Below are 12,297 nucleotides of genomic sequence, written 5' to 3' on the forward strand. Positions count from 1 at the left end.
CGCATCGAAGCCCTGGCGAGTTGGCAGCATCACTACAACTGGCATCGGGCTCATAGCGCCATCGGCGGCATTGCGCCGATGGCGAGACTTCCTGCGTCGAGAAACAACCTCTTGACGCTTCACAGCTAGCCGGCCCGGGGGCCGCGATGTTCGCCGGGAGCGTCGCGGGCATCGAGCACGCGTTGCAGAAAGACGAGGTCCAGCCACTTCCCGAACTTCGCGCCGACCTGCGGCAGGTGCCCCACCTGCTCGAACCCGAGCGCCTTGTGAAGGCCGATCGATCCGGCATTCCCGGCTTCGATGCCGGCGATCATCACATGTTTGCCGAGCGCGCCCGCCCGCGCGACGAGTTCCAGCATCAGCAGCTTGCCTACGCCGCGGCCCCGCTGATCCTGCCGCACATAGACCGAATGCTCGACCGTATGGCGATAGCCGTCGAACGCGCGCCAATCGCCGAACGACGCATAGCCGAGCACGTCGCCGGCCGCATCGACCGCGACGATGACCGGATAGCCCGCGTGCGCGCGGTCATCCAGCCACTTCACGCGGTTTGCGACATCGACGGTCGTGTCGTTCCAGATCGCGGTGGAGTGCTCGACCGCATCGTTGTAGATCGCGGTCACGGCTGCCATGTCCGCGACGACTGCATCTCGTATCAACATCGTTTCCTCGCTTCGAAGTCGTCAATGGTTTGCCGGGCATGCGGCCATGCGCGGCAATCGAGCCCGGCCGGGTGCGGGATCAGGGACGCGCCGGCGCGAGCCGGTCTGCCCCCGCGATGGCGGCCGGTCGCTCGTCGTAGTACGCGTGCGCGAGTTCGACCCAGTAGCGGACGCCGTCGCGAATGATGTCGTCGTTGAAGTCGTACGCGGGGTGGTGCAGCCCGACGCCGGCCTGCCCGCGCGGTGCGTTGCCGATCAGCGCGTAGGTGCCTGGCCGGGCTTCGAGCATGAAGCCGAAGTCCTCCGACGTCATGTTCGGCGGGACGTCCGCGTGCGTTGCGGCATCGCCGAACGTCCGGCGCATCACGCGCTCGCACAGCGCCGTTTCGGCCGGCGTGTTCACCGTGGCCGGGTAGTACTGGAAGAACTCGACGTCGATCGCGGCGCCGTGCGCGATCGCGAGGCCGCCGCACAGGCGCGCGACGTCGGCCTGGAGCTTGTCGAGGACGGCCGACGACAGCGTCCGGATCGTGCCGCGCAGCTCCGCCGAATCGGGAATCACGTTGTCCGTGTCGCCCGCGCGCATCATGCAGACCGAAATCACGGCCGGCGCCACCGGATCCTTGTGCCGCGCGGCCAGTGTCTGGCATTCGAGCACCACCGAGCAGGCGAGCGGCACCGGATCGAGGCCGAGATGCGGCTGCGCGGCGTGCGCGCCCTTGCCGCGCACGGTGATGCGAAAGCGTACGCCGGCGGCCATGATCGGGCCGACCCGCAAGCCGAATTCGCCGGCCGGCAGGCCGGGCCAGTTGTGCATGCCGAACGCGGCTTCCGTCGGGAAGCGCGCGAACAGGCCGTCGTCGATCATTTTCTGCGCACCGGCGCCACCTTCCTCGCCGGGCTGGAACACGAAGTGCACGGCACCGGCCAGCGGCGGCAACGCCTTGAGCACGCGCGCGGCGCCGAGCAGCATCGCAGTGTGGCCGTCGTGTCCGCACGCATGCATGATCCCGTCGTGGCACGACGCATGCGCGAACGTATTGGCTTCGCGGATCGGCAGCGCATCCATGTCGGCGCGCAGCACGATGCCGCGCGATGGATCCTGGCCCGGCAGGCTCGCGACGACGCCGGTGCCGGCCATCCCGCGATCGACCGCATAACCGAGCTGCGCGAGATGGCTCGCGACGACGTCGGCCGTGCGATGTTCGTCGAATCTCAGTTCGGGGTGCGCGTGAAGGTCGCGGCGCACCGCGCGCAGCGCGTCGTCGCCGGTCGCGAGCAGCGTGTCCAGATCAAGAATGGGTTTCATGGTGCGGTGTGGTTCATCAGGATGACGATTCGATCTGCTTCAGCGCGCGCAGCATGCCGGCGCACGCGTCGGCCACTTCGCGCCCCTTGTCGAGCAGGTGCTGCCGGAAGAACGCGTGATGTTCGTCGTGCGCGTGAAAGCGGTGGGGCGTGAGCGACATCGAGAAAACGGGCACGTCGGTATCGAGCTGCACGCGCATCAGCCCGTCGACGACGGCCTGGGCGACGAACTCGTGCCGGTAGATGCCGCCGTCGACCACCAGCGCCGCGCCGACGATCGCGTCGTATTCGCCGGTTCGGGCGAGACGCCGCGCGAACAGCGGAATCTCGAACGCGCCCGGTACGTCGAAGCACGCGATCTGCGCGGCCGGCACGCCGTGCTCGGCCATGCGGGCGTGAAAGGTGTCGCGCGCGCCATTCAGCAGGTCGGCGTGCCAGCCGGCCTGCACGAACGCGATGCGCGGCTTGTCGGGAGTAGGGGTCATGGTGTTCACCGGCGCGGCCGGGCCCGGTTCGGGGGCCGGCCGCGCGTATCGATACAGCGGTTTCAGGAGGCGTCGGCCGACAGTTGCCGCGCGCCGGCCGTGCGCCGCGTGAGCAGCGAGACGATCACCAGGGTCGCGATGTTGAAGACCAGTGCGACGGTGCCGACGTTGAGGTCTTTCAGCGCATCGGGCAGGAACGGGAACAGCGTCGCGACCGATTTTTTCGTCAGCGACACCCAGGCCACGGTGGCCTCGCCGACGATGATGCTGGCAAACGCGGCCGGCCGCGTGACGAAGTGCTTGCCGACCAGGCTCGCGACCAGCGCCGGGAACAGTTGCGTGACGAGCGCGTAGGCCATCAGCAGCAGCGCGACGATGGTCTGGCCGCCGTTCAGCGTGAACAGCACGGCCACGGCCATGATCGCCGGCGCGAGCCACTTCGCGACGAGCGCCACGTGCGCGCTGCTCACGTGCGGGCGCAGCGGGCGATAGACGTTGTTCGCGAGCAGTGTCGATGCGGTCATCAGGATCATCGAGCCGGGCACGAGCGCGGTCAGCACGCCGGCGGCACCGATGATGCCGACGAACCACGGGTCGAACGTCTTGAGCGACACCTTGAACAGCGCGAGGTCGATGTCGCCGCCGGTGAGGCCCGGCACGACGAGCACCGCCGAAAAGCCGACGAACAGGATGAACAGCAGCATCAGCTGATAGACCGGCAGCACGAACGCGTTGCGACGCAGCACCTCTTCGCGCTTGGCCGTGTAGATCGCCATGAACATGTGCGGCCACATGTAGAAACCCAGCGTCGACAGCACGACCGTCGACACCATCCACACCGGGCTTTCGCCGACGTCGCGCAGCGCGAGGAAGCCGGGTTTGGCCTGTTCGATCGCGACGAACATGCCGTTGACGCCGCCGTAGTAGTGGTAGGGCAGGTACAGGCCGAGGAACACCGCGACGAACATCACGAGCGCGTCCTTGACCACCGACGTCCAGGCGGAACCGTGCACGCCGGAGAGCGCGACATACAGCGCGACCACGCACGCGCCGATCACGATGCCCTGGTTCGACGACAGCGCCGCGTACGACGACACGCTGACGATGATGCCGAGCCCCTTCAGCTGCAGCACCAGGTACGGAATCAGCGCGGCGAAGCCGACCAGTGCGACGAGCACGCCCAGCGCGGGGCTGTCGTACTTCGCGGCGAAGAAGTCGGGCTGCGAGATCAGTCCGCGCGCCTTTGCGTAGCGCCAGATCGGCGGCAGCAGGAAGTACGACAGGATGAACGGCAGGCTGCCGTAGCCGAGCAGGTAGTACGCGCCGGCGCCGTGGCCATACGCATACCCGCTGCCGCCGAGGAACACGAAGGTCGTGTAGATCTCGCCGGCCATCAGCAGGAACACGATCGCGGCGCCGAAGCCGCGTCCGCCGACCGCCCATTGCTCGAGGCTCATGGTCTTGCCGCGGCGCGCCCGGATACCCAGGAACAGCGCCAGCGCGACAACCAGAGCGATGAAGATCAAGGCGCTGTTCATGTCAGGCTCCTTCGTGGTCGACGCGGTTCGCGGCGAGCCGCGCGCGATCGGCATAGAAAATGACGGCCATCACGACCGATGTGATCACGAGCGCGCTCGATAGCCATGCGAGCAGGAACGGGATGCCGAACACGTATGGCGTGACGCGATTCAGGAAGAACGGACCGACGAGAACCATCAGGACAGGCAGGACTGCTAATAGATGGACGGGGCGCATGAATGATCTCCAGAGTGTGCCCTTGTGATTGTCGGGACGCGGGCGCGGCCGATGACGATCGGCCGGCGCCCGCGCGCCCGCTACGTTTGCGGTGGCGCGTCCGGCATGCTCACCGCATCAGGTCCGCCGTCGGGTTACGCCGGATCCATGAGGTGCGAGATGCTCTTGACGTGCGTATAGCACTCGAGCCCCTCGGTGCCGCCTTCGCGCCCGTAGCCGCTTTCCTTGACGCCGCCGAACGGCGTTTCGGAGACGGCCGACACCAGGTGGTTGATGGCCAGGTTGCCGACCTCGAGCGCGTCGCCGAGGCGGTACGCGTTCGACGACGAGCGCGTGAACGCATAGCCGGCAAGCCCGTACGGCAGGCTGTTCGCGCGTTCGATCGCTTCGTCGAGGCTGTCGACGGGCACGATCAGCGACAGCGGGCCGAACGGCTCTTCGTGCATTGCGCGCGCATCGGCGGGCACGTCGGCCAGCGCGGTGAACGGGAACACGTAGCCGGGGCCGGCTGGCCGCTGGCCGCCGCAGACGAGCCGCGCGCCGCGCGCGAGCGCGTCGTCGAGCAGCGCCTGCAGCGCGTCGCGCCGGCGTGCGTTGACGACCGGGCCGATGTCGCTCGTCGATTCCAGCGCGTGGCCCGCGCGGACCGCGCCGCCATGACGGGCAAACGCCGCGACGAACGCGTCATAGACGTTCCGGTGCACGAAAAAGCGCGTCGGCGCGACGCATACCTGCCCGGCGTTGTTGAGCTTGCCGTTGACGCATGCCTGCGCCGCGGCATCGGGGTCCGCGTCCTCGCAGACGATCACCGGCGCATGCCCGCCGAGCTCGAGGATCGCCGGTTTCATCGCCTGCGCGGCGAGCCCGGCGAGGTGCTTGCCCACCGGCGTGGACCCGGTGAAGGTGATGCCGCGCACGACGGGGCTCGCGATCAGGTGCGCCGAGATCATCGCCGGATCGCCGAACACGAGGTTGAACACGCCGTCGGGCAGCCCGGCGTCCTTGAACGCCTGCGCCATCAGCACCGCGCCGGCGGGCGTTTCTTCCGCGGCCTTCAGGATGATCGCGCAGCCGGCCGCGAGTGCGCCGCCGACCTTGCGCGCCGGCGAACTCATCGGGAAGTTCCACGGCGTGAACGCGGCGATCACGCCGACGGGTTCGCGCACGACCGTGTGACGCATGCCCGGCGCGGCCGGGATCACGCGTCCGTACAGGCGCTTGCCCTCGTTCGCGTCCCAGGTCATCAGGTCGCAGCCGCGCAGGACTTCCGCGCGGGCCTGCGCGAGCGTCTTGCCTTGCTCGAGCGAGATCGCGTACGCGATCGCGTCGACGCGTTCCTTCAGCAGCGCGATCGCGCGCAGCATGATTTCCGCGCGCTGCGCGGGCGGAGTGCCGCGCCAGATCCGGAAGCCGCGTTCGGCGGCGGCGAGCACGTCGTCGAGGTCGGCCGCGCGCGCGGTCGGCACGGTGCCGATCGTCGTCTCGTCGGACGGGTTGACGATCGGCGCGCCGGGCGCGCTGCGCCACTCGCCGCCGATCAGCATCTTGATGTCGGGATAGGAATGCATGTCAGGGTTCGGGATGACTGGGGGGAAGAGGGCGCGACTAGCGTTTGCCGCCGGCCATGCGTCGTGAATCGGGGTGCCGGCGCAGGCGCCACATCGCGAGGCAGCCGAGGGCCGGGCCGATCGCGAGGATGCCCATGCCGCCGCGCCAGCCGAACTGCGCGACGACGTCCGGCACGAGATGGATGCTGACGAGCGTCACCAGAAAACCCGCGCAGGTCTGCGCGGTCAGCAACGTGCCGACGGAGGTGGGCTCGGCGAGTTCGGCGACGCTCGCGGAGAACTGGGCCGAATCCGCGATCACGGAAAAGCCCCACACGAACGCGACCGCGACGACGAGCGCCAGCGGCGCGCCGGACAGCCAGCCGATGGTGGCCGCGCAGGTCGCGCTCACCGCCATCGCGCCGATCGTGACGAGCGTGCGGCCGACGCGGTCGGCGAGCCAGCCGCCGGCCCAGGCGCCGGCCGCGCCGAACGCGATGACGGCGAACGTCAGCGCCTCGGCCTTCGAGCGGTAGCCGGCCATGCCATGGGACGCGAGCGTCTGCTGCAGGAACAGCCCGAGCCACGCCCACATCGCGTACAGCTCCCACATGTGGCCGAGATAGCCGAGATTGGCGAGCCGCACCGCGGGATTGCGCCACGCCTGCGTCACCTTGCGCACGTCGATGCGCGCGGCGCGTTTCAAGTTCGGGCCGATACCGGCAAAGCCGATCGCGATCGCCGCGAGCAGCGCGAAGCCGGCTGCCACGAGATAGATCAGGCGCCAGTCGAGCCCCGGCATGCCGGCCACCAGGTGCGGGCTGGCCGAGCCGAGCGTGAGCGCGCCGACGAGCAGGCCGATCAGCAGGCCGAGGTCGGCGTTGGCCCAGGTCGCGACGAGGCGGATCCCGACCGGATAGACGCCGGCCATGCACATGCCGGTCACGAACCGCAGCACGACGACGGGGGTGCCGGTCGGCGGCAGGACCGCGAGCAGCCCGGTGGCGAGGGCGGCCACCAGCGCGGAGCCCATGAACAGCCGCCGCAGGTCGTGGCGGTCGGGCAGCGACAGCGTGGCGGAAACGATGGTTCCGGCGACGAAACCCAGTTGCACCGCGCTGGTCAGCATCGCTTCGTCGAACGGCGCGATCGCGTGCGACAGCTTGATCAGCGCCATCGCCGTGGTCGACGAGAACCAGACGCCCATCGCGGCAACCTGCGCGAACAGCACGATGACGAGCGACGGCAGCTTGCCTCGCGGCGCGCATCGTTCGGCGCGGGGGCCGGCCGCCGGCGCGTCGTATGGGGAAGTACGGTCCATGAGGTCCCCGTCGTCAGGCGGCGGCCGCTTGCGCGGCTGCGCCGACGCGATGGAAGCCGCGCCCGAAGTAGATGAGGCCGTCGAGGTCGCCGGTGGTTCGTGCCGCCTTGACTTCGCAGAAGAAGACCGTGTGCGTGCCGACTTCGGTCACCGACGCGACTTCGCAGTCGAGCACGCTGACCGCGCCGCGCAGCACGGGCGCACCGGTTGTCAGGCGATCCCAGGCGCCGCTCGCGAAGCGCGCTTCGATCGACAGGTCCTTGGTCGCGAACTGCATCGCGATGTCGCGCTGCTCGGCCGACAGCACGTTGATGCACAGCCGCGCGTTCTCGCGCATGACCGTATTGTTGCGGCTCGCGCGGTTGATGCAGACGAGCAGCGTCGGCGGATCGTCGGTCACCGCGCACACCGCGGACGCGGTGCAGCCGGCGAGGCCGCCGGGGCCGTCGGTGGTGATGACGTTGACGGCGGCGCCGAGGCCGGCCATCGCTTCGCGGAAGGTCGCTTTGTCGACCGTGGTCTGGTCCATGTTCGATGCCTCGCTCAAATGGGATCGGTTTGGCGTGAAGATCAGGCGGGCTTGCTACCCGAGCGGTATTGCGCAGCCGTGTGTGTGGCAGGCAGGCGGTCATGGCCGAACAGCTTGTTGCGGTAGGTGCCGCCGCCGTATGACGTCTTGTACGCGCCGCGCTCCTGCAGCAGCGGCACGACGTGATCGATCACGTCCTCGAAGCATTCCGGCACCACGGTGCGCGACAGGTTGAACCCGTCGATGCCGGTGGTTTCGCTCCACGCCATCATCAGGTCTGCGATGCGTTCGGCCGATCCCACCCACGGCACCTGGCGGCTGCCGAGCACCATCTGTTCGAGCAGCTTGCGGCGCGTCCATTGCGGGCCGGCTGCGCGCGTCATGGCCGCGACGTTCGACACGATTGCCTGGCTCTTCGTGGTGTCGATCGGTTCGTCGAGGTCGTATTTCGCGAAGTCGATGCCGAGCGACGCGGCCGCGTGCGCCAGCGCGCCTTCCGAGCTGACGTAGCGGCGATATTCGTCGAACTTCTCCTGCGCTTCGGCATCGGTGCGGCCGACGATCGGCGTGGCGCCCATGAACACCTTGACGTCGCCGGCGTCGCGGCCGAGCTGCACCGCCTGCGCGCGGATCTCGCCGACGATCTCCTTCACGGCGTCCATCTTCTGGCCGTTCACGAACACGCATTCGGCGTGCGTCGCGGCGAAGCGGCAGCCGCGCGCCGACGAGCCGGCCTGGTACAGCACCGGCGTGCGTTGCGGCGACGGCGCGCACAGATGCATCGCGTCGACCTTGTACTGCTTGCCGTGGTGATGGATCGCGCGAACCTTCGACGGATCGGCGTAGATCGCGCCGGCGCGGTCGGCCACGACGGCGTCGTCGTCCCAGCTGCCTTCCCAGAGCTGGTAGACGAGCGACATGTATTCGTCGGCGAGGTCGTAGCGGTCGTCGTGCGCGATCTGCCCGTCGATGCCGATGGCGCGCGCGGCGCTGTCGAGATAGCCGGTGACGATGTTCCAGCCGATCCGGCCGCCGGTCAGGTGATCCAGCGTCGACATGCGGCGTGCGAACAGGAACGGTTGCTCGTACGTGAGGTTGGCCGTCACGCCGAAGCCCAGGTGTTGCGTGGCCGCGGCCATCGCCGGGATCAGCATGAGCGGATCGTTGACCGGCACCTGCACCGCATGGCGCAGCGCGGCGTCCGCGTTGCCGCCGTAGACGTCGTACACGCCGACCACGTCGGCGAAGAACATGCCGTCGAACAGGCCGCGCTCGAGCTTCTTCGCATAGTCGACCCAGTACTGCAGCTCGCCGTAGCGTGACGACTGGTCGCGGGGGTGCGTCCACAGACCTTGCTGGATATGGCCCACGCAGTTCATCTCGAAGGCGTTCAGTCGGATTTCACGCGGCATGTCTACTCCTTGTCTGCAACGAAATGGGGACGAGATCAAACTCGCTTGCTGTTTACTATAGTAGACGTTTGGCTACGATCAATAATCTTTCGCACAGGGGTTTACGCGAGGCGACGGGGGTGACGCAGGGGGGATGACCGGGGCGAAGCCGGCCGGGGAGAGGCCGCGCCGTATAATTTCGCTACCGCAAACCTGGAAGCCCGGCATGACGTCTTCGACCATCGATCCCACGCCCGCGATTTCGCAGCGCATTCGCATCGAACGCGAGTCGCGCGGCTGGTCGCTGGGCGACCTCGCCGAGCGGTCCGGCGTGTCGAAGGCCATGATCAGCAAGATCGAGCGCGGGGCCGCCAGCCCGACCGCGATGTTGCTCGGCCGTCTGTCGGGCGCGTTCGGTCTGCAGTTGTCGATGCTGCTGTCGCTGGCGGAGCAGTCGGGAGAACGGTTGAGCCGCCACGCCGAGCAACTGGTGTGGCAGGACCCGGAGACGGGCTACCTGCGGCGCGCCGTTTCGCCGCGCAACGGCGGCATGCTCGAGTTGGTCGAGGTGAACTTGCCCGCGGGCGTGCGGGTGTCGTATCCGTCGTCCGCGTTTACGTTCCAGCACCAGCAGATCTGGGTGCAACAGGGGACGCTCACGTTCGACGAAGGGGAGCTGACCCACGAGCTTCGCACCGGCGACTGCCTGCAGCTCGGGCCGCCCGCGCCGTGCACGTTCTTCAATGCGGGAACCGAAACCTGCGTGTACGTCGTGGCGCTGGTGCGTCGCTGAACCTTTTGGCCCCCGCGCTCGCGGGGGCGCGAGCCGACGCACGCCGCGTCGACACATTCACGCGCGCGCCATGATTGCGTGCCTATCCTGTCCGTTTCGACATCCAGATCGACAGGAGACACAATGCGGCGGGTCGTATTCAACCAGAAGGGCGGCGTGGGCAAATCGACGATCGTCTGCAACCTGGCGGCGATCAGCGCGAGCGAAGGGCTGCGCACGCTCGTCATCGATCTCGATGCGCAGGCGAACTCCACGCGCTACCTGCTCGGCGACGCCGCGGCCGACGCGCAGCCGGGCGTCGCCGATTTCTTCGAAACCGCACTGACCTTCAACTTCCGTCCGGTCGACGTCGCGTCGTTCATCCATCCGACCCCGTTCGAAGGGCTCGACGTGATGCCCGCGCATCCGGATCTCGACACGCTGCACGGCAAGCTCGAATCGCGTTACAAGATCTACAAGCTGCGCGACGCGCTGAACGAGCTCGACACCTACGACGCCGTGTACATCGACACGCCGCCCGCGCTGAATTTCTATACGCGTTCGGCGTTGATCGCGGTCGAGCGCTGCCTGATCCCGTTCGACTGCGACGATTTCTCGCGCCGCGCGCTGTACACGCTGCTCGAGAACGTGAAGGAAATCCAGCAGGACCACAACGCGGCGCTCGAGGTGGAAGGGATCGTGATCAACCAGTTCCAGCCGCGGGCGAGCCTGCCGCAGCGGCTGGTCGACGAGCTCGTCGAAGAAGGGCTGCCGGTGCTCGCGTCGAGGCTGTCGGCGTCGGTGAAGATCCGCGAGTCGCATCAGCAGTCGAAGCCGGTGATCCATCTGGAACCCGGGCACAAGCTCGCGCAGGAGTTCCTCGCGCTGCATCGCGAACTGGCCGGCTGATTTCGCGGCTGCCCGATGGAGACGAGGCTGCATCACGCGGCCGTTTTCCATTACGACCCGCAATTCATCCGATCATTGATCCCGTCATTAATAATCGCGGAAACGGTTTCATAATAAATCCAGAAAAAACGATTACATAAGCGACCGCTCCATTTTCAATACGTCCCGGTTTTCTAATAAACGGAATAATGGATTGGTAAATGTTGCGCGACGTCATGATCCGCTATCCTGTAAAAAGGTAAAAATACATTGCGGGACAGAGGGGTATGCATTTTTGTCTGCGCGATCGGCGCATCGCGTGTTCCAGCGGTCGTCTTGAATAGAAATAAGGGTTTACACCTAGTATTAATGCCATTTAATTGACAATTAATCGCTCTAGAATGGACTCCTTCAACTTCCCGTACTCAAATAAGTGACGGGTTGTCAATAAGGAAGTCTGCTGTCGATCCGGCTTCCAATTTTCCTTACGTCGTCTCTCGCATTGCTAACAGGAGCGTGCCCGATGTCCGTATTTGCCCCCGAAAAACTCAACGCCGATTATCAGTCCGGTATCGCCGCGTGGTTTGCGATCGCCCGTCCGGCGATCCAAGGTTTCGAGGCTGTCGTCGAACTCAACCTGCAAGCGGCCCGGACGGCGCTCGAGGAATATGAGGACAAGCTGAAGAACGCGTTCAACAGCAGCAATCCGGCCGCGGGTTTCGCCCAGCAGGTCGCAGCGCCGCAGGAAGCGGCCGGCAAGGCCGTGTCGTATGGCCGCCATCTGTTCGACATCGCGGTGTCGACGCAGTCCGAATGGGCCAAGGTCGCGCAAGCGCAATACGAACAGAACGACAAGCGCCTGAAGGACGTGCTGGGCGAGCTGTCGAAGCATGCGCCGGCCGGCTCGGCGCCGGTGGTGGCCGCGCTGAACTCGGCGCTGTCCGCGGCGACCGCCGCAGCCGACTCCGTGCGCGCAGCGACGGGCCAGGCGATCGAAGCGGCCCAGAGCGGCTTCGATGCGGTCAGCGAAACGGCAACGCGCGGCGCGAAGCAAACGGCTGCCGCCGCACGCAAGGACGCAGCAGCCGCACGCGAATCGGCTGCGTAATCGCGTAGCCACGCAAGCACGTGTCGCGCACGCGCGCGACACGATTGATCGGCGCCGGATGGCGCCGGACGCCGCGTGTGCCGCGTGGCGTTCGGTGAACGTCCGGTTTGCCGCAACGCGCCGGTGACCCGGCGAGCCGTACCGGTGTGCCGTCCGTGCGAACGGGTGCCGCTCGCCCGTCCGGCGGCGTGCGACCGCTCTCGCGCCGGATGGCCCGGGATGCGCGAGCGCCAGCCGAGGCCGGCTCGCGCCGGTGTCAGAGCCGGTGTCGGAACGACGAACTGATTTCAATGCAGGAACTGGACATGACGGATGTAGTGATCGTATCGGCCGCGCGGACCGCGGTCGGCAAATTCGGCGGTTCGCTTGCGAAGATTGCGGCGCCGGAGCTGGGCGCGACGGTGATCCGCGCGGTGCTGGAGCGTGCGGGCGTGAAGCCCGAGCAGGTCAGCGAAGTGATCATGGGCCAGGTGCTGACGGCCGGTTCCGGGCAGAACCCGGCGCGCCAGTCGCTGATCAAGGCCGGGCTGC

13 protein-coding genes and 2 pseudogenes are annotated in these 12,297 nt (G+C 67.3%); 5 read left to right on the plus strand and 10 right to left on the minus strand.

Annotated elements, in window-relative coordinates:
- Nucleotides 1–129, plus strand: a pseudogene (locus tag G3N61_RS35115) (IS481 family transposase); the annotation flags it as partial.
- On the opposite strand, the gene G3N61_RS35120 reads toward G3N61_RS35115, so the two are convergent.
- From G3N61_RS35120 to G3N61_RS35160, 9 genes are all read right to left on the minus strand, one after another.
- Complete coding sequence (locus G3N61_RS35120; RefSeq protein ID WP_089451284.1) at nucleotides 126–662, minus strand: GNAT family N-acetyltransferase; 537 nt, start codon at nucleotides 660–662, stop codon at nucleotides 126–128. The pseudogene G3N61_RS35115 and the gene G3N61_RS35120 sit on opposite strands and share 4 nt — an antisense overlap.
- A gap of 79 nt (nucleotides 663–741) precedes the next feature.
- Nucleotides 742–1,971 carry a M20 aminoacylase family protein gene (locus tag G3N61_RS35125; protein ID WP_205824657.1) on the minus strand — a complete coding sequence of 410 codons (1,230 nt, stop codon included), beginning with the start codon at nucleotides 1,969–1,971 and terminating at the stop codon, nucleotides 742–744.
- Nucleotides 1,972–1,987: 16 nt separating this feature from the next.
- Nucleotides 1,988–2,455 carry a 6,7-dimethyl-8-ribityllumazine synthase gene (locus G3N61_RS35130; RefSeq protein WP_205824658.1) on the minus strand — a complete coding sequence of 156 codons (468 nt, stop codon included), beginning with the start codon at nucleotides 2,453–2,455 and terminating at the stop codon, nucleotides 1,988–1,990.
- Nucleotides 2,456–2,517: 62 nt separating this feature from the next.
- Entirely contained in the window at nucleotides 2,518–3,993 is a 1,476-nt protein-coding gene (locus tag G3N61_RS35135; protein WP_205824659.1) for a sodium:solute symporter, read from the minus strand.
- 1 nt (nucleotide 3,994) lies between these two features.
- Nucleotides 3,995–4,210, minus strand: coding sequence for a DUF3311 domain-containing protein (locus G3N61_RS35140; protein WP_205824660.1), 216 nt, complete (start codon nucleotides 4,208–4,210; stop codon nucleotides 3,995–3,997).
- 134 nt (nucleotides 4,211–4,344) lie between these two features.
- Nucleotides 4,345–5,778: an NAD-dependent succinate-semialdehyde dehydrogenase gene (locus G3N61_RS35145; protein ID WP_089451279.1), complete on the minus strand. Its 1,434-nt coding sequence runs from the start codon at nucleotides 5,776–5,778 to the stop codon at nucleotides 4,345–4,347.
- A 37-nt stretch (nucleotides 5,779–5,815) separates the two neighbouring features.
- Nucleotides 5,816–7,078, minus strand: a complete 1,263-nt coding sequence (locus G3N61_RS35150; RefSeq protein ID WP_205824661.1) for an MFS transporter — start codon at nucleotides 7,076–7,078, stop codon at nucleotides 5,816–5,818.
- A 13-nt stretch (nucleotides 7,079–7,091) separates the two neighbouring features.
- Nucleotides 7,092–7,607, minus strand: a complete 516-nt coding sequence (locus tag G3N61_RS35155; protein WP_205824662.1) for a flavin reductase — start codon at nucleotides 7,605–7,607, stop codon at nucleotides 7,092–7,094.
- Between the two features lie 41 nt (nucleotides 7,608–7,648).
- The gene (locus G3N61_RS35160; protein ID WP_043187372.1) at nucleotides 7,649–9,019 is read right to left on the minus strand and encodes an LLM class flavin-dependent oxidoreductase; all 1,371 of its coding nucleotides are present in this window, start codon (nucleotides 9,017–9,019) and stop codon (nucleotides 7,649–7,651) included.
- Nucleotides 9,020–9,224: 205 nt separating this feature from the next.
- Between G3N61_RS35160 and G3N61_RS35165 the strand changes: the two genes are divergently transcribed.
- A complete protein-coding gene (locus G3N61_RS35165) occupies nucleotides 9,225–9,791 on the plus strand; it encodes an XRE family transcriptional regulator (protein WP_043187374.1) in 567 nt (188 codons plus the stop codon).
- Nucleotides 9,792–9,914: 123 nt separating this feature from the next.
- The gene (locus G3N61_RS35170; protein ID WP_089451276.1) at nucleotides 9,915–10,679 is read left to right on the plus strand and encodes a ParA family protein; all 765 of its coding nucleotides are present in this window, start codon (nucleotides 9,915–9,917) and stop codon (nucleotides 10,677–10,679) included.
- A gap of 64 nt (nucleotides 10,680–10,743) precedes the next feature.
- On the opposite strand, the gene G3N61_RS35175 is transcribed toward G3N61_RS35170, so the two are convergent.
- Nucleotides 10,744–10,896: a hypothetical protein gene (locus G3N61_RS35175; RefSeq protein WP_155292021.1), complete on the minus strand. Its 153-nt coding sequence runs from the start codon at nucleotides 10,894–10,896 to the stop codon at nucleotides 10,744–10,746.
- Nucleotides 10,897–11,181: 285 nt separating this feature from the next.
- Here G3N61_RS35175 and phaP point away from each other — a divergent pair, with 285 nt between their 5' ends.
- Together phaP and G3N61_RS35185 are read left to right on the plus strand one after the other, a co-directional pair.
- The gene (phaP, locus tag G3N61_RS35180; protein WP_043187378.1) at nucleotides 11,182–11,766 is read left to right on the plus strand and encodes a TIGR01841 family phasin; all 585 of its coding nucleotides are present in this window, start codon (nucleotides 11,182–11,184) and stop codon (nucleotides 11,764–11,766) included.
- Nucleotides 11,767–11,975: 209 nt separating this feature from the next.
- Nucleotides 11,976–12,297 (plus strand): annotated as a pseudogene (locus tag G3N61_RS35185) (hypothetical protein); the annotation flags it as partial.

The sequence above is a fragment of the Burkholderia sp. Ac-20349 genome, from assembly GCF_017104865.1.
In the GTDB taxonomy this organism is placed as follows: domain Bacteria; phylum Pseudomonadota; class Gammaproteobacteria; order Burkholderiales; family Burkholderiaceae; genus Burkholderia; species Burkholderia aenigmatica.